14 protein-coding genes and 2 riboswitches are annotated in these 22,512 nt (G+C 34.5%); of the genes, 11 read left to right on the forward strand and 3 right to left on the reverse strand.

All coding sequences use genetic code 11. The annotated features are described in order from the left end of the window. The first annotated feature begins 36 nt into the window (after positions 1–36). Positions 37–119: riboswitch (cyclic di-GMP riboswitch) on the forward strand. A 94-nt stretch (positions 120–213) separates the two neighbouring features. The 3 genes from D2K60_RS03785 to D2K60_RS03795 all read left to right on the forward strand — a co-directional run bounded on the left by D2K60_RS03785 (position 214) and on the right by D2K60_RS03795 (position 3,362). After that, positions 214–2,475 carry a putative bifunctional diguanylate cyclase/phosphodiesterase gene (locus D2K60_RS03785; protein WP_117168647.1) on the forward strand — a complete coding sequence of 754 codons (2,262 nt, stop codon included), beginning with the start codon at positions 214–216 and terminating at the stop codon, positions 2,473–2,475. A 190-nt stretch (positions 2,476–2,665) separates the two neighbouring features. Beyond that, positions 2,666–2,947, forward strand: a complete 282-nt coding sequence (locus D2K60_RS03790; protein WP_117168648.1) for a hypothetical protein — start codon at positions 2,666–2,668, stop codon at positions 2,945–2,947. Positions 2,948–2,966: 19 nt separating this feature from the next. Next, positions 2,967–3,362, forward strand: coding sequence for a spore coat protein (locus D2K60_RS03795; RefSeq protein ID WP_240335229.1), 396 nt, complete (start codon positions 2,967–2,969; stop codon positions 3,360–3,362). Positions 3,363–4,325: 963 nt separating this feature from the next. Here D2K60_RS03795 and metE read toward each other — a convergent pair. The 3 genes from metE to D2K60_RS03810 all read right to left on the reverse strand — a co-directional run bounded on the left by metE (position 4,326) and on the right by D2K60_RS03810 (position 10,561). Then, positions 4,326–6,614: a 5-methyltetrahydropteroyltriglutamate--homocysteine S-methyltransferase gene (gene metE / locus D2K60_RS03800; RefSeq protein WP_117168650.1), complete on the reverse strand. Its 2,289-nt coding sequence runs from the start codon at positions 6,612–6,614 to the stop codon at positions 4,326–4,328. Between the two features lie 31 nt (positions 6,615–6,645). Further along, the gene (locus D2K60_RS03805; RefSeq protein ID WP_117168651.1) at positions 6,646–8,490 is read right to left on the reverse strand and encodes a bifunctional homocysteine S-methyltransferase/methylenetetrahydrofolate reductase; all 1,845 of its coding nucleotides are present in this window, start codon (positions 8,488–8,490) and stop codon (positions 6,646–6,648) included. 101 nt (positions 8,491–8,591) lie between these two features. Beyond that, positions 8,592–8,699, reverse strand: a riboswitch (SAM riboswitch). A gap of 212 nt (positions 8,700–8,911) precedes the next feature. After that, positions 8,912–10,561: a hypothetical protein gene (locus D2K60_RS03810; protein WP_117168652.1), complete on the reverse strand. Its 1,650-nt coding sequence runs from the start codon at positions 10,559–10,561 to the stop codon at positions 8,912–8,914. Positions 10,562–10,948: 387 nt separating this feature from the next. Between D2K60_RS03810 and D2K60_RS03815 the strand changes: the two genes are divergently transcribed. The 8 genes from D2K60_RS03815 to D2K60_RS03850 all read left to right on the forward strand — a co-directional run bounded on the left by D2K60_RS03815 (position 10,949) and on the right by D2K60_RS03850 (position 22,489). Then, entirely contained in the window at positions 10,949–11,596 is a 648-nt protein-coding gene (locus D2K60_RS03815; RefSeq protein WP_117168653.1) for a YesL family protein, read from the forward strand. Positions 11,597–11,703: 107 nt separating this feature from the next. Then, positions 11,704–12,609: a carbohydrate ABC transporter permease gene (locus D2K60_RS03820; RefSeq protein ID WP_240335261.1), complete on the forward strand. Its 906-nt coding sequence runs from the start codon at positions 11,704–11,706 to the stop codon at positions 12,607–12,609. A gap of 14 nt (positions 12,610–12,623) precedes the next feature. Then, the gene (locus D2K60_RS03825) at positions 12,624–13,463 is read left to right on the forward strand and encodes a carbohydrate ABC transporter permease (protein WP_117168655.1); all 840 of its coding nucleotides are present in this window, start codon (positions 12,624–12,626) and stop codon (positions 13,461–13,463) included. A gap of 292 nt (positions 13,464–13,755) precedes the next feature. After that, positions 13,756–15,135: an ABC transporter substrate-binding protein gene (locus D2K60_RS03830; protein ID WP_117168656.1), complete on the forward strand. Its 1,380-nt coding sequence runs from the start codon at positions 13,756–13,758 to the stop codon at positions 15,133–15,135. Between the two features lie 168 nt (positions 15,136–15,303). After that, complete coding sequence (locus D2K60_RS03835; protein ID WP_117168657.1) at positions 15,304–17,115, forward strand: cache domain-containing sensor histidine kinase; 1,812 nt, start codon at positions 15,304–15,306, stop codon at positions 17,113–17,115. Beyond that, positions 17,115–18,731 (forward strand): response regulator transcription factor, encoded by a 1,617-nt coding sequence (locus D2K60_RS03840; protein WP_117168658.1) that lies wholly within the window; start codon positions 17,115–17,117, stop codon positions 18,729–18,731. Before D2K60_RS03835 ends, D2K60_RS03840 begins: the two co-directional genes overlap by 1 nt. Before the next feature lie 45 nt (positions 18,732–18,776). Beyond that, positions 18,777–20,591, forward strand: coding sequence for a heparinase II/III family protein (locus tag D2K60_RS03845; protein ID WP_117168659.1), 1,815 nt, complete (start codon positions 18,777–18,779; stop codon positions 20,589–20,591). 38 nt (positions 20,592–20,629) lie between these two features. Continuing rightward, on the forward strand, positions 20,630–22,489 hold the full coding sequence (locus tag D2K60_RS03850; protein ID WP_117168660.1) for a DUF2264 domain-containing protein: 1,860 nt from the start codon (positions 20,630–20,632) through the stop codon (positions 22,487–22,489). Positions 22,490–22,512: the final 23 nt, after the last annotated feature.

Below are 22,512 nucleotides of genomic sequence, written 5' to 3' on the forward strand. Positions count from 1 at the left end.
GTACAATTGAACTATACTATAAAAAAGAAGTTCTTTTCATTGAAAAGGCAAACTTATTGAAAAATAAGGACGCAAAGCAACAGACCTAAAGGGTGACCTATGGTGGCTGTGTTACCAAATGGATGACGATAACTGGTAATTAAAAAGTTATTTCCATTGGGAATAGCTTTTTTATATTTGTTGGGATTATCTTGAGGACGGGAGTAAGATAACATGATGTCTACTAAACGTAACGCAATCTTCACTATATTGGGTATAGCAGTGCTCTATTATATTATCCTATTATTTTTACAGAATAATGATTGGCTACGTTCTTTTCTTACTATTGGAATTCAAATTATAGTAGGAAGCATTGCTTTTATTTGGGTAAATAAAGCTTATCGTATCACTCCAGATAAGCAGCGTTTTTTTTGGCTAATTCTTAGTATTGGTTTATTATTGCATACAGTTTCCAATCTTAATTGGTTCGTATCACTACTCACGACAGGTTCGATGAAATATCCTGAGATATCATTTTTTCTATGGCTTGTGGCTTATATTTGTTTCCTAATTGGATTGCTATATAAAGTAAGAGTTATTAGAACATCTAAGTCTACTAGTCCCTATTTATTTTCAATAGTAGTCTTTACGACTTTTGCAACTTCAGTTGGTACGTATTATTTAATGAGCACAATCCAAGCTGTCCAGGGTGATGATATGATGGACACGATTATCACATTATTGTATTTAATATGTAGTATTAGTATCTTGTTTGCGATTACTAATTTGTATTTTTTATCATATGATTCGAAAGAGAAAGAGGTAATGATATTTATAATTATTGGCTTCTTTTTCCAAGTAGTTGCTGATCTGTACTATGCTTATTTATCATTGATGGGTGGCTATCAGATTGGTAGCCTTGTTGATGTTTTCTGGCTTTACGCTATCTTAATGATCGGCTCTTCAGGGAAGTTTGTGCACTCGAATACAGAAGAGTTAGACTGGAAGGTCATTAATTACTTTAACAACAGGGAAAACTTTTTACCTTATATTAGTACGATTATATTATTAATCCTTGTAACACAAAGTTATAATTGGAAACTTAATGCGCTAAGTTTAGGGTTAAGTATTTCCTTCCTGATGATCATCGGACGGCAGTTAGTAATTATGCGGAAAAATAGTAAGTTAGTAAGTGAGTATAGAAACTTAGCTTATCATGATACATTAACTGGATTGAAAAATAGAACGGCTTTTATTGAAGATTTAGGAACAACGATGAACATAGCAAGGGAATCTAATCGACCAGTGGCCTTGTTACTAATGGATCTAGACCGTTTTAAGACAATTAATGATACATTAGGACACCAAATTGGAGATCGTGTCTTACAAATAGCCGCGGACAGATTAAGAGAAAAATTAGGTTGCACGACAGATATTTATCGGGTTGGGGGAGACGAGTTTGTCGTTATTTTGCCAGATCATAATAAAAGCAGTTGCAGCGAAATAGCGGATAACCTACTGGGCGTTTTTCTTCAACCCTTTTTGATTGATTATCATGAAATATCAATTACACCGAGTATAGGAATCAGTATGTATCCAACGGATGGATTAGACGGTGATAAACTATTCAAGCATGCGGATGCAGCGATGTATATTGCAAAGAATAAAGGGAATAAATATTACTTTTTTAATGCTGCATTAAATGAGATTATTACCCGAAAAATGACAATTGAGATTGAGTTAAAAAATGCAATTGAACTTAATCAGTTAGCCCTTTTATATCAACCTAAAATAAATATTGCGACTGGTGAAGTAGTCGGAATGGAGGCGCTGTTAAGATGGACGCATCCAACGTTAGGTCAAGTGTCTCCTGTAGAATTTATTCCTATAGCAGAGGAGTCAGGTCAAATACTGTCGATTGGTGAATGGGTCATGCGTAAGGCTTGTCAGCAGAATGTAGACTGGCAGCAAAATGGTTTTCAAGCGTTAGCTGTTTCCGTAAATGTTTCTGTCCAACAGTTTGAACAGGATAATTTTGTTGTACTTGTAAGTAATGTTTTAAAAGAAACAGGTCTTTCGGCAAAGTATTTAGAATTGGAAATAACAGAGAGTATCATGCATGACATTGAAGAGTCGATTCAAGTTTTAAGTGGATTGCGAGAACTTGGCGTTGAAACAGCTATCGATGACTTTGGTACAGGATATTCGTCATTACATATCCTAAAAGAGTTGCCGATTAGTACAATTAAAATAGATAAATCCTTTATCGATGATATTGATAATGAAAAAGACTTTTCCATTGTAAAAACAATTATTGATATTGGTATGAATTTAAATTTAAATATAATTGCAGAAGGAATAGAAACAGAACAGCAAGCCAAAGCTCTTTTAGAACATCAATGTCGATATGGACAAGGTTACTTATATGCTAAACCGTCACCTGCTAATGAATTTGAAGCTCTACTTAGCGATTACTCTAAAACAAAAACAGTATAATGAAAATTGCTAGTTAATAAAAAGTAATCGTCACAGTCAATGATTGTGTCGGTTGCTTTTTTAGTTAGTGGTTGTATCCATCAGTAACATCTATCTATTCTATTGCTATCTGTGATAAGTACCCGCTCACATTTATGATAATTGTATATATATATGGTGTAAGCAAACTTAGCCAAGAGGGGGGAGAACATTGACAGATGGGGATATCCAAAACCAATTGAATCAAATATCAAGTGATTTGATTCAAGTACATGTCTCTGATATTTTTAAGAGACTAAATATTTCTAGAAATACAGAACTGTCTGATGAGGAAAAAAGCCAACTTAAAAAGTCGGTTGAAGGACTCAAATCGCAAACTGAAGCATTTTTAGCTGACCAACAAAATAGCGAGAAAACAATGACAGTTCAAACAGAGGCGTTAATTGAAAAATTGCAAAAAATTAAGCGTAATAAAAATAATTCGGAGTCATAAAAAAGAGGGAGGTATTAATGTGAGTAGAACGAGTAATCAATCAAGAGCGGTTAGTCAGTATGCAGACCAAATTTCTGGCATCGAGCAGCAATCAAGAGAGGCAATTTTTATTTTGAACTCAACAGATGTAACTGTTGATACAACTGATACCCAGGTGGCTGTTTCTTTACAAGTTGCATTACAAGTAGCAATAGTTATTGTAGTAAACATTTCAATAGCTAGTAGTTCAAGAGCACAAGAGGTAACAGAAGAACTATTAGGATATTCTAGAATTGATCAATCTAACAGACAACTTATTGTAATTGACGGAAGTGAATCTGTTAAAGTAACAACTACCGACACGGATGTTGCAGCATCCATCCAAGTGCTTTTACAGATTCTTTTAACACTTGTTGCACAGTTAGACATTCTTTAATAAAAAGAAACGTTCTCCTTTCCATTAACTAATAATATCCCATTAATTCCCCTGCTACTGAGCCATAATAATTGGTTCAGTAGCATTCTATGTTTCTTTAAGCAAAATGTACCTACTTTTAAAAATGTTAGTAAAAAAAACAGAAGCCTAATACTTAACGTCGATATATACAGATGAAAACACTACAGGCTTAACTCGCTTTGGAAATACACAACACATTCTTTAGGCACTTCTTATTGAAATGGATTTCAATTGAGAGAGGTTCATATGTTGACATAGTAATTCCCTTTCCATCACAATAAGCATCAACTGCGACGTAACATTCGGATCTTACTCGCTACGTCAGCAAATGCTTTTCCTTTCCACGGGCACAACCTCAGCTATCTATAGAAGCAAAGATCGCTTCTATAGAGGATCTTCGGTTCGTGCTGTTCCCGTAGGAGTGTCAAGCATTTGCTTCCTTCGCTGATTAGAGCAACTATTTCTAAATATGAATAATATTAAGGACAGAAATTATTAGAATGCTCATTGAAAAATTTGTGTTTTTGTTATTAATAAAGTTGTCGGTATTTCTAATTACATATGCAAAAGGATACTTATCATATATTTATAGACAAAATTAGTGAAGCGGTGAAATGGGTGAGACTCCTGTGGGAACAGCGCGGACTGAAGATCCACTCGGAAAGCGATTTTTGCTTATCCGAGTTAGCTGAAGCCGTGCCCACGGAAAGCGATCCCATTTCACTGTAGAACGGGTAAGGTCTTCTGGTACGTCGCAGTTTCTATCAAGTTAGTCAGATGAATTACCATGATGATTAGAGATTTCCTAGTTATGCCGAGACTTAAAAGCCTGTTTTACGCTCCGAAAATTGAGTAATATTAGTAATATAACATTTGTGTTTCGACCCAATAAAAAAGTCCTCCACCGCAGATAACGGTGGAGGACTTGCTAATGTTACTGTTCTATTTTTGATAAGATAGTGCTGTTTTTCTTATGATCTTTGCAGCATCTACCATCGTTTGGAGTGCTTCTACTGTTTCAGCTTCATTCCTAGTCTTTAACCCACAGTCTGGATTAATCCAGAACTGATTTGGTGAAATCGTTTGTAATGCGCGATTAATATTTTGCTTGATTTCCTCTATACTTGGAACACGCGGGCTATGAATATCATAAACACCAAGTCCAATTTCCTTATTATAGGTATTCTCTTCAAAAGTAGAGATCAGGTTTCCATGACTTCTTGACGTTTCAATTGAGATTACGTCTGCATCAAGCCCATCAATCGCTTCAAAGATATCTTCAAAATTCGAATAACACATATGGGTATGAATTTGAGTATCAACTTCAACTGTTGATGTGGCTAATCTAAATGCAGTAACCGCATCTTCTAAGTAAGCTGCCCATTTATCGCGATTTAATGGTAGACCTTCACGTAATGCTGGCTCATCCACTTGAATAATCTTAATATTATTTTCTTCTAGTATTTCTATTTCTGCCTTTAATGCAATAGCAATTTGGTTTAGAACGGTTTTACGAGGTAAGTCATCATGCACAAACGACCAATTATAAATAGTTGTTGGTCCAGTAAGCATGCCTTTTACCGGTTTTGTTGTTAATGATTGGGCATAGACAATTTCTTTTACTGTCATTGGATTTGCAAAAGATACATCACCAACAATTACTGGCGGTTTTACACAACGTGAGCCATAAGACTGCACCCAGCCAAGCTTCGTAACAATAAAACCATTCAGTTTTTCGCCGAAATATTCCACCATATCCGTACGTTCAGGTTCTCCATGAACGAGGACATCAAGTCCAATTTGATCTTGAATCGTTATCCATTTCTTAATATAGTCACGAATATACTGTTCATATTCACTCGTTGTTACTTGTCCTTTACGCCATTTTGTTCTCGTTTTTTTCAATTCGCTTGTTTGCGGTAAACTTCCTATTGTTGTTGTTGGTAGCAATGGTAATTGGAAGTATTGCTGTTGTTTTTCTATTCGTTCTGCAAAGGCTACTGATCTATTTATATCCGCATCGGTTAAGTTAGCAAGTTTTTGTTGCACTTCTTTGTTTTTGCCGAAGCTAGCATCTTTCCACTTTTTAAGTGATGCAGTAGCATCTTTTAATTCTGATTGAACATGATCTCGACCTTCATCTAGTGCTTTCGTAAGCGTAACGATTTCTGCTAATTTTTCATCTGCAAATGCTAATCCACCATAAATGGAGGGATCAATTTCCTGCTCCTGTTTTTTTGTAACTGGAACATGTAGAAGGGAAGTAGACGGTTGAATGATCAACTTATTTGTAACGATTTGTTTTAGCTTCTCTAACAGATCTAAACGTTCTTCTAAATCAGCGCGCCATATGTTCCGACCATTTATAATGCCTGCAGCTAAGACTTTATCGTTTGGAAATCCATGTTCTTGAATAAACGAAAGCGCATCACCATGAACAAAATCTAAGCCAATTCCTTGTACAGGGAAATCGACTACTTTTTTATAATCGACAACTGTTTCAAAATACGTTTGTAAAAGGATATTTATGTTAGGAACAGCTTGATGAATTGTTTCGTATGCCTTTTTTGCAAGAGCTAAAATCTGTGGAGATAAATTTGTACCAAAAATGGGTTCATCTACTTGTACCCAAGATACACCAGCTTGCTCCAATTCTTTTAATACTTGAATGTAAAGCGGTATAAATGTTTCTAGTAATTTTTCGAATTGTACATCATCCTGGAGTTTCGCTAACTTCAGATACGTAATAGGACCTAGAATAACAGGCTTCCCATCAATACCGAGTTCATCTTTTGCTTCTTGATAGAAAGAAAGAAGACGATTTTCTGTCACACTCGGTTGGACATTTTCTAACTCTGGCACGATGTAATGGTAATTCGTGTTAAACCATTTTGTCATTTCCGAAGCAACCGCGTTTTTTGTTCCACGTGCTATTCCAAAATAAGTATCTAATCCTACCGTACCACCATCATAATCAAAACGTTCTGGTATGACACCAAACATAACGGAAGTATCTAATACATGATCATATAATGAAAAATCACCAACTGGAATTAGATCAATACCTTTTTCTTGTTGCTTTTTAAGGTTATTTAGCCTTATTACTTTCGTTATTAAAAGTAATTCTTTTTCTTCGATTTTCCCTTCCCAATATTGCTCAAGCGCTTGTTTCCATTCTCTTTTTTCACCGATTCGCGGATAACCTAGATTGGAACTAATTACTTTTGTCATCTATAAACCTCCATTTAAATTTAAACTCGTATTATAGAATTAATTTTTGTACATTTGCCACTTTTTGTTTGATATATTTTGATAGTTCGACTGTGATGTCATAGCGCATAAAGGGTGTTACCAAATAGATGCCATTAAAATGTTCAAAAGCGACATCAATTAATTCTTTTGCTATCGACATGCCTTCTTGTTCTGCTAGTATTCTATTCTCTCCTGTTGCCTTCATTCGTTGACGGACGTCATCTGTTAGTTTCATACCTGGTACTTCGTGATGTAGAAATTCTGCATTTCGTGAGGATGTTAATGGCATAATGCCGACATAGATTGGCTTACTTATATGTTCTGTTGCCTGTTTAAGCGCCTCAATCTGTTCGGGTTGATAAATTGGTTGGGTCAGAAAATAATCTGCGCCGCAATCAATTTTTTTCTCTAACCTGCGCACTGCTTTATCAAGATGATGAACATTGGGGTTAAAAGCTGCTGCGATTTGAAAAGATGTTTTTTCATTTAATGACTTGCCTGAAAATGAAATACCTTCATTACATTGTTTGATTAGCCTAATCAATTCAAAGGATGTTGCGTCAAATACAGACGATGCACCTGGAAAACCACCTATTTTAGTTGGATCCCCGGTAATAGCTAAAATCTCATGAATACCCAGTGTGTGTAACCCCATTAAATGAGACTGTAAGCCGATTAAATTGCGGTCACGACAAGTTAGATGAAGAAGTGTTGTCATAGGTATTTTTTTCTGTTTTATTAGTGTTGCCATTGCTAGATTACTAATCCGTGGTGTGGCTAACGAATTATCAGCCATTGTTATTGCGTCAATGCCAACATCTTTTAATGCTTGCACACCTGCTAAATATTCTTTCGTTTGTAAATTCCTTGGTGGGTCTAATTCGACAATAATAGAATGTCTACGTTCGACAATTTGAGCTAGATCCAATTTTTTTCTAGTAGCTGATTCTTTTACTTCTACAATCTGATGGTGCTTAACGTCATTCTTTTCTACTAAAGGTGTGAGACCTTCGATACCTTTTACTAGTGCCTTAATGTGTTCGGGTGTGGTACCACAACAACCGCCAATTAATCGCACACCTTGATTACGAAATTCTCTAGCACATCGTTCAAAATAGTCAGGGTTATTGTTATAGATTAACTTCCCATCACTGTATGCTGGTAGACTCGCATTAGGATAAGCGGAAAGATAAGCCGTCTTTGGTAAGTCAACTGTTTTTAAAGATTCAATCATATAGTGTGGACCTAATCGGCAATTCACACCAATGATATCTGCACCAGCATCGTCTAATTGTGTTAACGCGTCATTTAACGGTGTGCCATTTTCTAATAGACCAATTTCATGCATGGAAATGTTCGTAATAATCGGAAGATCAGTTGCTTCTCTAGCAATGACTAAAACGGTTTTTAATTCTTCAAGGCTATAATACGTTTCTAAAAGAAGCCCATCTACACCTTCTAATAAAAGACAATAAAGCTGTTCACGAAAAATGCGCTTGATTTCCTCTATTGAACCAAGGTTTTTTTGACTTCCGCGAATACCGCCAATTGTTCCAACAACAAATGTATCCTTATTTGCAGCTCTTTTAGCTATTTTTACTGCTTGCGTGTTAATTTCTTTTACCTTATCTTCCAATCCATAACGTGCCAGTTTAATATAATTTGCACTGTACGTATTTGTTTGGATAACATTAGCTCCAGCTTCTACATACGCCTTATGTGTATGATAAATTTCTTCTGGATGGGTTAAATTTAATTCTTCAAAACAACGATCAACACCATGTGAGTATAACAAGGTACCCATAGCACCATCAGCAATTAGAATCTTTTCCTTCAGTGCGGTTAATAAATCCAATCGATCAAACCTCCTTTTTTAGTTTATTACGTCAAAAAACCCCCCTTCAATTAAGAAGAGGGGCAGTATTATAATTGTTTTCTATAATGACAGCCTTACTCTTCTTATCTTTCAAACATACGTCTGACGGAATTGGCACAGTACTTTTATGTAAAAAGTAAGCTGCCGAGGTATCAAAGGGCCGTTCCCTCCACCTCTCTTGATAAGAAGACTAACTATTTAGTTTTATGTTCCCTGTTATAGTAAGTTACATTCTAAAAAATGTCAACAGCTATAATGAAAATATTCAAACTATTTATTCGCTAAATAAAAGTCGTTTGTAATTATAAATATCATTGAATTGATCATAAAAACACATCATTACAGTTTTATCTATTCTACGTTGAAATCTCATCGATCGTTTAAAAGCTACCATAGGACCTTATATTGTGTAATCTGTAAAACGAACAGAATGCCCGTTGATGATTTGCTCTAACTTTCTAGACTTGGAATATGCTAGTTTAATAATATCTTCATGTAGTGACTTGTACATTATAGAAATGGAATCATCGCTAGTTTCGACAACAGTTTCTTGTGCTTTGATATGATTCTGGAATTGGTTAAAATTCATAATAGAAAAGTTTTCAGCTTCCTTTTTAGCGAGAATTTCCACAACAACCGCATGTTGATTGCCGTAACTTTTGACGAAAATAAGGTCATCTTTGTCAGTGATGGAATACGGTTGGTGAAGATAAATCGAGATATAAACGTCCTCAATATCAGCACATATATTTTTCTTTATACGCACCCATTTTGCTTTAGGTAAGAACCCAATAATAAATGGGTAATTAGTTTCATTAAGTTGATGATATAAAGACCCGACCACATTTTTATGATAGATTACCTGACTATTGGGACTTTGATGCCGCGCATCACCTTCTTGATACCCCTCGCCTGGATGAAAGAAATAAAGTTGATTTATCGAAAGGTTATTTTGAACTGGTAGAGAGACCCCCCAGCGATGCTGTTCATTTAAATATTCGTTGGTACGTTCCCACAATCCACCAACAGCATAAGAATCTGTAATATAAGCGTAATGGTGCAAGGCATCAAACGGATTTTCTGACTCTTCAAAACAGACGTTAACCTTCTTTTTTACTTCGATAGGAATGCTGTGATCTATGCTTAATTGGCGAATGGAATCAGGTGCTTGATAAGAAATAAATCCAGCTCCTTCTAAGCGGGTAATGATATTGGGCTTAGGTAAATCTCCAAATTGAATATAATCATTTAGTGTATTGGAGTACTTTGGAATATCATGTGGTAAAGAACGTGAATGAGAACCAATCCAAGCCCCTTTTAAGTAAAAAGTTGCTCGTTCTTTCCACAAAAAGTCTAATAGTTCTGTTAGTGTTTGTTTAATCGTTTCGTCTGTCATATGATTTCTGGCAAAATCAACTGATTGAATCCAATGCCACAACCAAGGAAGACTACCGTACTCTCTCAAACCGTTTTCTTTACTATGTGATAATACTGCTTTTATATTACTGTACCCAGTGCAAAGCATTGCTGTATCGTTAAAATGTTTGCCATACATTAATTGTAAAACAAATATTTTCGTTTCATGGTGTATGAATTGCTCAGGGTTTTGATTTAAAAGATCACTTTTATATATCGAAAACATCGCAGTTTCCATTTCAGTTAATAGATTACTAGAAAGTGAATCAGAATGTTTGTTATAAAAATGTAAAAGTAATCCACCAAAAAATTCAACAGGAAGTGTGTTAGGTTCCGCTAATTCAGGGTTTGGATCAAGGTTGAGTGGCCAATGTCCAAAGTATTCACTATGCTCATTTTGATCTTGAAGTTTTATACTGTGAAATAAAATATCCTCTGCTCGTTCCTTAGCAATTTTTTTGTCTGCAGTAAGTGAAATTCGATTATCTTGTGATGCGGTATATAAGTGCATCGCATAATAGAAGTTATCACGGATATCGTCTAAAAACCAGTAATTATTTTTAATAGGTGGTAATTCTAGTGCTTTTTCAGCAGCTAATTGTATTACTTGCATTTGTCTCTTCTCGAAACTCATATAGTTGTAATCTCCTTTCAATCTTTTCACAGATTATACAGGATGGATGAGGATTCAATGTTTGATATTCAGAAGTTGTAAAAAAAAAGCACATAATAGTAAAAAAAGAAGCAAGAAATATTCTATGGTTGGAATTTTTTTTGGTGTGGAAACTCATGAGTCGAAAAAACGAGTCTTAGAGAATAGCCTAGATTAAATAGAAAGAGATTACGAGGCGTAGACATTATAACTATTTCCAACCTACTAATGTGTGTGGTTAGTCTCTCGTTTCATAATAAGTAAAAAAAACAAAGATTATAGTCAAAAAATTTTCTATTATTGCAATTCCTTTTTTATTAAAATAAGCGTATAAGATAAAATTATAAAACTAGCAAAGGGGAGGGTATTATGGATTTTCAGGTTGGCTGGTCTGGAAAAATAGTAAGGATATGTGAGTGGATTTACCGATTAGCTTATCTTAATTTATTATGGCTGCTATTCATATTAATTGGATTTATCTTCATGGGATTAGGGCCTTCCACGCAAGCAATGTACGCTATTATGAGAAAATGGATAAATGGTGAAGAGAATTTTCCAATATTCCGCACATTCCTATCTTTTTACAAGTCGGATTTCAAACAAGCAAATGCTATTGGACTTGTTTTAGTTACTGTAGGAGTGTTTATCGTAATTGATTTAAATTTGCTTAACTCGTTTGATGGTGCGATCAAATATTTTCTATTAGCTAGTTTTACCACGGTTTTTATTTTATATTTACTGGTGATGCTATACATTTTCCCGATTGCTGTTCACTATCAAAACACTACGCTCCAGCATTTTAAGTCGGCATTGATTATAGGGGTGTCATTTCCTTTCAGAACATTCATTATGTGTACGTCGGTTATATGCGTTTTGTTTATTTGTTTGATATTCCCTGCAATAGCCCTATTATACTTAGGAAGCGGGCTATGTTTTATAACAATGTTCTTCTCACGACACGTGTTTACGAATATTAGCAAGGAACCAATAACGGTGCTAATGGATCAAAAAATGTAAACGTTAACAATAGCGTTTATGAATGTCATTTACAGTTTTATATAAATTATATAAATGAGGTGAAACATATGGAAGAAAAAGTTGATGTCCAAAAAAATCTAAAGAAAATGCCAAAAATAAATTTTAAAAAAACAAAAATAGAAAAAAATGAAAGCATAGCAGGTGCGCTATTTGTCTCTCCTATGTTAATTGGTGTTTCTATTATTGTTTTATTACCAATGTTAGCGACATTTGTTCTTAGCTTTGCTGATTGGAAATTTGTTCAAGGGATAGACCAGTTAAACTGGGTAGGATTTCAGAATTTTAATAATCTGTTAGAAGATCCAATATTTATTAAGTCTCTAATTAATAATGGTATTTTTGTCTTGACGGTTCCCTTAACAATGGCTTTCTCTATATTTCTAGCGATAGTGATTGATAAACATGTGTACATGAAAGATTATTTCAAAGTTGCTTTCTTCATGCCCTATATATCAAGTGTGGTGGCAATAGCTACAGTATGGAGAGTTTTATTCCATCCATCTTCAGGACCCATTAATCAAACTTTAATGTCTCTTGGAATTGAAAATCCACCGACATGGATTTCAGATCCAAACTTTGCATTAATTTCTATTATGATCATTCACATTTGGATATCTACTGGTTTTAATTTAATTGTGTATATCGCTGGGCTGCAATCAATCCCAAAAGAGTTATATGAGGCCGCAGAAATAGATGGAGCAAATGCATGGTATAAATTTAAAAATATCACATTACCATTAATTTCACCGACGTCATTTTTCTTGCTTATAACTGGAGTTATTGCCACATTTAAGGTGTTTGATTTAATTGCCGTATTAACAGCTGGTGGTCCTTTAAATTCCACTACCATGCTGGTATGGCATTTGTATGAAACTGCATTTATTAATTTAGAGGTTGGTTATGCCTCAGCTATAGCAGTAATTTTATTTCTATTTGTATTTTCAATTACTATTTTTCAGTGGCTTGCACAGAAAAAATGGGTTAATTATTAGAGGGGGACAGACAAATGAAAAAATTTAAATATATTAATACTAAAAAGTTGCTTATCACCATCATTGCGTTCTTTTGTAGCCTTGTATTTTTACTACCGTTTATATGGATGTTAAGTACCTCTTTTAAGATTGAAGCAGATGTCTTTAAGTATCCAATCCAATGGATTCCAGATACGTGGAATGCGGTGAATAACTATAATGAAGTATGGTTTGGTGACTATCCATTTTACCTCTATTATTGGAATTCTATTAAAGTCGCTGTTCTAACAACTGTAACATCCGTTATCGTATCAGCATTAGCAGCATACGGATTTTCGAAGGTACGGTTTCCGGCTGGAAATTGGTTGTTTTTTATTGTACTAGCAACTTATATGGTACCACCACAAGCTAGTCTAGTACCACAGTTTCTCATGTTTAGAAGTTTCGGTTTATTCGATAGTCACTTAGGCTTGATTTTACTTGGGAGTTTTAGTGTTTTAGGAACATTCATGTTGCGTCAGTTTTTCATGGGGATTCAAACCGACCTTATTGATGCAGCTAAGATTGATGGGGCAGGGCATTGGACGATTTTTTGGAAAATAGCAGTGCCTGTTGTAAAACCAGCAATTGCAACTTATGGTATTTTAAGGTTCATTTGGACATGGAATGATTATCAGAATCCATTAATCTTTTTAAGGACGGATGAATTATACACGATCCAGTTAGCTATGCAAAAGTTCACAACGATTAATGGAGAGTTCTATTCCTTAATGATGGCTGCAGCTGTGTCGGCTATCTTACCATTACTAATTGTCTTTATTATTGGACAAAAGCAAGTGATAGAGGGGATAGCGCTTGGAGGGGTTAAGGGTTAATGTAAACTAATTCACATTAATAATTAAGTAGTAAAAAAGGATTTTGAAGATACGTATAGAAATATGAATAAGACGCTAAATAAAAGTGCGTAATTAGGAAACGTGTTATCTAAAAGGCTAATAAGTTAAAAATCTAACGAAGTAAACAATGTCAATTTTTTAGTGAATAAGGTAAAGATAGTTACATTGAATTTCTTGGTAAACTGATATAATTTTAAGAGAAAGCGCTTACATAAATAATGTTACATTACTTTATTTATGTTAAGAAGCTAATAATAAGGGGGTATGGTTAATGAAGAAGAATCTCTGGTGGGCACTATTTACTGTATTTATTTTGTTTGGTATTTTAGTTGGTTGTAATGCAGGTACTGACGAAGAGGCGACTGGTGGCAATGATACAGACAGTAATGAAGGTGTTGATAAAGAAGAGGAAGAGGAAGTAACGATAAAATTCCACACGCATGGTAACGAGGCATCTTATAATTGGAAGGAAACACTAGCAAAATTTGAAGAAGAATATCCAAATATTAATGTGGAATTAGTTATTTTAAGTGAAAAAGGTGACACAAATGAAGCATTACAAAAGTTAGATTTAGCTGCATCATCGGGTGAACAACTTGATGTGTTAATGTTCAGTGATCCAGCTTCTTATGCAGAACGTGTAAGTTTAGGAATGGTTGCCCCAATTGATTCATTTATTGAGGAAGATGGATTTGTTGTAAGTGAAGAATATAAAGTTGACACCATTCTTAATGATCAACACTATGCATTGCCTGGAAAGTTCAATCCGTGGTATGTATTAGTAAATAAAGACCATCTAACAGGAGCGGGGTTGGAAGTTCCAACGGAGTGGACGTGGGATGAATATGTGGACTACGCAAAACAATTAACAACAGATGAACACTACGGCACCTATTTGCATGGTCCACAAACAGGTGGATGGATGGAATATATGACGCTTGCTCTTGCTAGTAAATTTGAAAATTCAACATTTATAAAGGAAGATGGTACGCCAAACTTTGAGGATCCATTATTTCGCAAGACGTTAGAAATGCGTATTCAAATGGAAAAAGAAGATCAGTCAGCAACTCCATATTCAGATATTTTATCACAAAAGCTTCATTACAGAAATCAATTCTTTAACCAAGATGCTAGTCTTGTCTTAATTGGAAGCTGGATGAATACCGAACTTGGTGGTACAGATCAATTCCCATTAAACTTTGATGTTGGTGTTGCGCCATATCCTTCAAACGAAGGTAGTGATGAAGGCGGATATACACCAGTCACAACGGATTTTGTGTCAGTTGCAGCTAACTCAGAACTTAAAGAGGAAGCTTATACATTTATTCGTTGGTACACAACGGAAGGGCAAATTGTCCAAGGTAAAAACATTCCCTCGTGGAATGGTGTAGAGGAAAGTGATTTCGCTGCTATTGTAGATAAAATATTAGCAGATACCGTTAGTCCAGAGCGAGTTGATAAAGAATCACTTATCAATGTCTTAACCAATGCAAAATCTTCTAAACTTATTCCACCAGTTGCAGGTCAAGCGGAGATATTCCAAGCTGTGAATGATGAATATGAAAAGTTAATCTACGAAGAGCAAGATATTGATACAACGATCGAAGTTTTGCAAGAAAAAGCAAAAGACATTATAGCGAAAAATGAATAGCTAAGTCTATTAATATCGACTTTGGCTGATTTAAAAAACTATAAATAGTTGTAGGGTGAACCATCAGTAGATCATAGATCTACTGATGACATTTCCGTTTTATTCTGATAAACCATCAGTAAACACATAACTCGTACCTATAAACATGCATCTGAAGGAGAATGTACTATGTTGTTTTTATCCCGATTGTACGCAACTCATTCTTTTCGTTCTAAAGTTATTCTCTCATCAGTTATATGCATTGTTTTACCCGTGATTATAACCTTGTCAATCTATAACTATTTAACAAAGGATGCGGTGCAAGAACAAGCTATTTTAAATGCGAATAAAGAGCTTGAATTAACGGAGGAATATGTCTCGAAACTGCTAGAAGATATGCTATATATCACCAATTTTATCCAAGTAGATACAAAGCTAAATGCCATTTTAAAACAGAAAGCAGAACTAGATAAAGCTAGTTTTCTAGATCCAGATTATGATCAGTTTTTAGACGATAGCAGTGTGATGGAAACAATTGAGGATATCACATTGGTAGGTGAAAGATCTCATGTAACAATTATGTTGAGAAATCATAAATATTATACAAATTATCCGGTTACTGATTACAATCCCGTTGATTTGTTTACAGAGGATTGGTTTAACAATTTAGATACAATACAAGGCTATGAATCGATATGGATTGATACCCAACCAACCGTTTTCGAAACGGAAAAAGGAAAAAATCCCTATCAACTATCCGTTACAAGGACGCTTCGCCATGATAATTCAGAAATTTATGGTTATGTTGTGGTGACCATGTTTGAAAATAAAATCAATCAAATCTTTGAAAACAGTCTAGATAATGAAGAAGTATTAGTAATTAATAAAGAAAATAAAATTTTATCTCATCGTGATTCATCGCAAATAGGTCAGTTATTTCCTTACGCGAAACAAATACGAAGTAAAGAGCAATCAGATATTATCCAAATAGAAAGTAAGGACTATTTACTAACAACAAAACAAATTTCTTTTAATGGTTGGCGTCTCGTTTCTATCGTGCCATATCGGGATGCAGTATCTAATATTAATGCAATCTTTAGTAAAGTATTTTTAATTCTTTTCTTTATCTTTACGATCTTTTTTGTTATTTTAGCCTATCTTATTAATCGAATAACAAAACCATTAATACATCTAGGAAATGTGGTAGACGATGTTAAGGCAGGAGATCTAACGGTTCGTTCTCAAATTAAAAGTGATGATGAAATAGGGAGATTTTCCGAGTCATTTGATCATATGTTAGATCGTATTAATGAGATGATTAAAGAGGTAAGTGATACACAGACAAGGAAAAGGAAAGCAGAATTAGCAATGTTACAAGCACAAATAAATCCGCATTTTCTATTTAATGTTCTAAACTCTATTCGCTTAAAGGTACTTAAAAATGGTGATGAAGATAGCGCGAAAATGATTCGTTCTTTATCAAAATTATTAAGAATGACAGTTGATACGGATAAAGGAAGTATTTCTTTTTATGATGAAGTTCAAGTAGTTACCGATTATGTTTATCTAATGAATATGAGACAAAAAGAAAAAGTTATATTTACTATTAATGTGACGGATAATGCGTATGAACAAGTTATTCCACGATTTATTTTGCAACCAATTATTGAAAATTCTATTATACATGGTTTAAATCAGAGTGAAGGTATACTAAAGCTTGAGGCACTTACGACACAAGATAGATTTATCATTGAAATTGAGGATAATGGCGAGGGAATGGATGCAAAAACACTAGAAAATCTTCAACATAAACTTACTCACTCAAATAAATCAACTAGAAAAGAAATACGCAACAAAGCTGGATTTTCAAATATTGGTTTAATAAACGTTTACGAGCGGTTGGTAATAACTTTTGGTCATGAACTTGATATGAGAGTGAATAGTATTGAAGGGAAAGGTACAAGAGTTACATTACTTATTCCAATTGGAGGAAAAGGATAATGTATAAAGTGATGTTAGTTGATGATGATTATCCCGCATTAGAATTTTTGTCTGAAATGATCCCATGGCAAGCGTTAGATTTAGAGCTGCAGAGTATACATGAAAACGGGGCTAGTGCTTTAGCATATGCTAGTAAACATATGCCAGATATCTTAATTACGGATATTGGGATGCCAAAGATGAATGGATTAGAGTTAACAGAAAAAATGAAACAACAAAAGTCAAATTTACAAGTAGCAATATTATCTTGCCATAGTGAATTTGAATATGCACAAAAAGCATTAAAATTAGATGTCCAAGACTATTTATTAAAAGATACGTTAGAGCTTGAAGATATTTCTGCCTTTTTGTTGGGGATAAGGATGAAATTAGAGCAAGATCATCAAACAAGCGTAAAACAACTTAAATTAGAGAATGTCGTTGAAAGAAATAAACATTTGGCAAAAGGAAAGTTTTTTCGTGAGATTATCTATCAGTCACCGTTTAACAAAAAGGATTGGTTTTTTAACGATAATTTTTCAGGTTTTAAATTGGAGCGGAGACCCTTCATTCCTATGCTATGTTTTATTGATAACTATAAAAACAGGAAAGAATTTTATGTTTCTGAAGATGTTTTTGAATTTGCGGTACAAAATGTTATTGGTGAGGTGCTAATAAATTGCGATACAGATGCAATTTATTTCAATTTTGAAAGGAATAAATCCTTTATTCTCTTTCCTTATCATACTTCTTTGAAAGAGGATAACTATGGTTCGTTAAATCAGGCTTTATTAAAAATGCAAGATGCTCTAAAAAAGTATTTGGATGTATCTATATCTTTTATTTTAGGAGATCCTACTAAGCCTGAAGATATCCCTTTTGAAATAACAAACTTATTAAAAAGTAAAAGACAATATTTTTACATGGAGACTTGTTTAATTGCTAAAAAAGATCAAGATGTCTTAGATTCCAATAAGGATTTATTCTCTTATTACGATCAGGCTGCTATGGAACTACGAAATCTAATATTTGAGAAGAATACTAGTAATATTGATCCGTTTGTTTCAAAGTGGTTTGAATTTATGCAAGAAAACAGATTTGACCCTGACACCGTTAAGGAATGGATATTGAAACTATTACTTGAGATTAAGCTGAAATTAAAAACACTCCAATACTTTCAATCAAGTTTTAAAGTTGAAATTCTTCACCAAGAGATTTTGTCGATTGAAACGATGGATGAATTGAAACTATGGTTGATAAACTGTCTGAAATCTGTATTAAAATTAACAACGGAAGCACTTTATATGTCTAAAAATAAGGAAATTGCTGAAGCTTGTATGTATGTAGCGATGCATATAGAAAAGAAGCTATCCCTTGATGAAGTAGCAAAGCATTTATTTTTAAATGCAAGTTATTTTAGTAGACTATTTAAAAAAGAAGTAGGTAAAACATTTGTCGAATATGTAAAGACAATCAAGATGGAAAGAGCAAAAGAATTATTGGATCAAACAACTGATACTGTCGGAAACGTTTGTGACCGATTAGGATATGATAATCAAAGTTATTTTATCAAGCTATTTAAGAATTACGTGGGTGTAACACCTGCTGAATATAGAGGAGCAAAAGTTAAAATCTAGAAAAAGTAAAAACCTTTGAAAATATTTTTGACAAAGGAGAAAGTTATGAATCAATTAGAAATAAAGCATGCATTAACAGCTACTCACTTTTCGCTGCTATTTAAAAGCAAACAAGCACAAAAAGATTGGTTTCAATTTATAAAAAAAGAGGAAATATTTGAGCATACCCTAAGAGAAATAGACGAAGAGGCCGAACGACTATTAAGACAACCTAATAAGGAAATCACGTTTTCTGCTTTTAAGTTATTTGCAAAGAATGGAACTCGGCTGGAATATGAAACAATCTATTTTGCAAAAAGAAGAAGGTTAACGACATTCGCATTAGCAACATTACTCTATCCTGAAAATAAAGCGTACATTAAAGAATTAGAAGAGATTATTTGGTCTATTTGTGATGAGTTTACGTGGTGCTTACCTGCACATTTACAGAATAGTCCTGAGATGGCGATTGATGAAGTGTTTACAATGCAAGTGAAATCTACGCGTTATACAATCGATTTATTTGCTTCAGAAACAGGATTTGCTTTAAGTGAAATATTGGTGCTGACTAAAGATAGTCTTGATCCACTTATTTGTAAGCGGATTCGGTATGAGATCTATCAACGAATTATTTGGCCATATTACAATCAGACATATGAATGGGAGCATGCCACGCATAATTGGGCAGCGGTATGTGCGGGTTCAATTGGTGCTACTGCGTTACATTTATTTAAAGATGATCATGAATTATCTATCGTTTTAGAACGTGTACTTGAGACAATGGAATACTACCTTAAAGGTTTTAATGGTGATGGGACATGTATGGAAGGTTATGGATATTGGGAATATGGCTTTGGTTTTTATGTTTATTTTTCTGATTTGTTGAAGAAGAGAACGGCAGGAAAAATAGATCTATTTCAATCGGAAAAAGTACATCAAATTGCATTATTTCAACAAAAAACTTTTTTAGATAAAAATAGGGTTGTCAATTTCTCTGATACCGAATCAACTACATCGATATTTTTAGGACTTAGTCATTACTTAGCGAAGCAATATCCTGACTTTAAAATTCCTGAACCAGCGCTACGTGCAAATTATACCGCTGATCATTGTAGTCGATGGGCACCAGCTCTAAGGAATGTCATATGGTTGGATCATACTGCAAGTGGTAAGCAATGGGGAGAAGCTACATATTTTTTAAAGGAATCACAATGGTTTATTAGTAGATATGCATCAAAGCATGGTAGATATGCTTTTGCAGCCAAAGGTGGTCATAATAATGAGCCACATAATCACAATGATATGGGTCACTTTATTCTTTATGGAAATGAAGAGATATTTTTAAAAGATCTAGGAAGAGGAGAATATAACGCTGCCTACTTCGGTAAAGAGAGATATTCTTTCTATTGCAACAGTTCAAAAGGACACTCTGTTCCGATTATAAATACTCACTTTCAATCTGAAAGTGAGAGAGCGGCATTAATTCGCAATGTCTCGAATGGATCAGATTTCGAATCATTTGAATTGGATATTACTAATGGATATACAATAGAAACTTTACAGCAGTTAATCCGCAAATTCACCTGGCAAAAATCTGATAAGCCATGTCTTATTCTAGAAGATAACTATACGTTCTCAGAAGATCCAGAGTCAATTATAGAGAGGTTTATTGCTCCAGTTCTTTCTATAAAGGAAGATGATCAAGGAATTATACTAGGCAATGAACTACAAATAAAATATGATCGCAATCAATTAGATCTTCAAGTGAATCGGATAGAATTTTCCAATCATTACGGTGTTAAGGAGGAAAATATGACATTGGATTTCAAATTGAAAAAAGCAAAAAATAAATGTAATGTAACGTTCGTTTTTCAATTGTAACGTACGCTAATAAATAGATAGTAAGGAGGAAATTTTATATGAAGGCGTTTAATTTAGAAATTAAGAAAAATAAACTCAGTTCAAGAGCAGACGTGCAACAAGCAGTAAAGCAAATCTGTAACCCTTTAAAACCATTTTATAGTGAGGGGAGTGCCCGACTGAGGATTGGAAATACAAGTGCAGCTTATCCAGATGCAATTGCAGAAGTAGAAGGGTTCTCAAGAGTACTGTGGGGACTTGCACCTCTAATTGCAGGTGGTGATGATTATGACTTATGGGATCTACAGTTAGAAGGAATTATTAATGGAACAAACCCGTTGCATCCGGAATACTGGGGTGAGATAAGTGATTATGATCAGCGAATTGTTGAGATGGCGGCATTTGGTTTAGCTTTAGCAATTATTCCCGAAAAAATATGGGAGCCATTAAATAAACAAGAAAAATCAAATCTAGTTTCTTGGCTGGATCAAGTGAATAAATATAAGGCCCATGATTGTAACTGGTTATTTTTTAATGTGCTTGTAAACATAGGATTGAAAAAGGTTGGAGCTCCGTACGATAAGGAGAAAATGAAGCGTAATCTAGATAGAATAGATCAATTTTATTTAGCGGATGGGTGGTATTCTGACGGGATAAACGGACACGTGGATTATTATGCTTCTTTTGCGATGCATTATTATGGTCTATTTTATGCAAAATTAATGGCGGATGACGATCCAGAACGACCCGCTCGTTTTAAAGAAAGGGCTGTATTGTTTTCACAAAATTTTATCTACTGGTTTGCGGGCGACGGCTCAGCGATACCTTATGGTAGAAGCATGACGTATCGCTTTGCTCAATCTGCTTTTTGGAGTGCCTTGGTTTTTGCAGAGGTCGAAGCATTTCCTTATGGTGTAATGAAAGGATTAATTTTAAGGAATTTGCGTTGGTGGTTTCAGCAACCAATTTTTAATCAGAGTGACATATTAACGATTGGTTACCGTTATCCAAATAATATCATGGCCGAGAATTATAATTCGCCAGGGTCACCTTATTGGGCTTTAAAAACATTTATCGTGCTTGCATTAAAAGAAGATCATCCATTTTGGCAAGCTGAAGAATTAGCATTTCCACGAGTGAATGATCAATCCGTTCAGCAACACGCACATCTAGTTGTATCTAGACAGGAGGAAAAGGATCATCTACTAGCCTTTAATTCTGGTAATCTAACAACCAATCAACATACGCATGTAGCTGCTAAATATGAAAAGTTTGTCTATTCGAATTACTTTGGTTTTAGTGTGCCAAGGGCTGAATGGGGTTTAGATCAAGGTGCTTTTGATTCTATGCTTGCCCTCAGTGAAGGAGATAATCAATATCGAGTGAAACGAGTAGCTGAAGAAACAAGGATACAAGATGGCATCGTTTATGCGAAATGGAAGCCGTGGAGTGATGTGGATATCTATACATGGCTCATACCAGGATCACCTTGGCATATAAGAATCCATCTTATAGATAGCCAAAGACACTTAAATGCTGCCGAAGGAGGTTTTGCCTTAGCACTTGAAGATGAACGTTATCAAGAAGAGCGTAGTGACACCATTGAAAGGGAAAAAGAAAGATTGATAAAATTTTCATGGGGAACTAGTGGAATCAAGAATTTGAGTGAATCTGGTACATTAGAATTCGTTTTCCCAAATGCAAATACTAATCTGATGCATGCACGTACCGTTATACCAACAATTACAACGAAAATAAATCCTGGTAGAACGTGGTTAGTATCAGCTGTCTTTGGTGAACCAGGTGGGGATACAGATGATAACTGGAATACACCTCCCAAGATAGAGATGAAAAATAATCAACTAATTGTTTATTCAACAAGTAGAGATGAAGTGATTTTCAAAAAAATATTAAACTAAATTAGATAGAGGAGAGGAATGCA

The sequence above is a fragment of the Paraliobacillus sediminis genome, from assembly GCF_003426055.1.

Excerpts from the sequence above, each read along its gene's own strand:
- D2K60_RS03785 (WP_117168647.1), top strand. The coding sequence starts at position 214 with ATGATGTCTACTAAACGTAACGCAATCTTCACTATATTGGGTATAGCA.
- metE (WP_117168650.1), bottom strand. The coding sequence starts at position 6,614 with ATGACAAAAGTAATTAGTTCCAATCTAGGTTATCCGCGAATCGGTGAA.
- D2K60_RS03810 (WP_117168652.1), bottom strand. The coding sequence starts at position 10,561 with ATGAGTTTCGAGAAGAGACAAATGCAAGTAATACAATTAGCTGCTGAA.
- D2K60_RS03815 (WP_117168653.1), top strand. The coding sequence starts at position 10,949 with ATGGATTTTCAGGTTGGCTGGTCTGGAAAAATAGTAAGGATATGTGAG.
- D2K60_RS03820 (WP_240335261.1), top strand. The coding sequence starts at position 11,704 with ATGCCAAAAATAAATTTTAAAAAAACAAAAATAGAAAAAAATGAAAGC.
- D2K60_RS03825 (WP_117168655.1), top strand. The coding sequence starts at position 12,624 with ATGAAAAAATTTAAATATATTAATACTAAAAAGTTGCTTATCACCATC.
- D2K60_RS03830 (WP_117168656.1), top strand. The coding sequence starts at position 13,756 with ATGAAGAAGAATCTCTGGTGGGCACTATTTACTGTATTTATTTTGTTT.
- D2K60_RS03835 (WP_117168657.1), top strand. The coding sequence starts at position 15,304 with ATGTTGTTTTTATCCCGATTGTACGCAACTCATTCTTTTCGTTCTAAA.
- D2K60_RS03840 (WP_117168658.1), top strand. The coding sequence starts at position 17,115 with ATGTATAAAGTGATGTTAGTTGATGATGATTATCCCGCATTAGAATTT.
- D2K60_RS03845 (WP_117168659.1), top strand. The coding sequence starts at position 18,777 with ATGAATCAATTAGAAATAAAGCATGCATTAACAGCTACTCACTTTTCG.
- D2K60_RS03850 (WP_117168660.1), top strand. The coding sequence starts at position 20,630 with ATGAAGGCGTTTAATTTAGAAATTAAGAAAAATAAACTCAGTTCAAGA.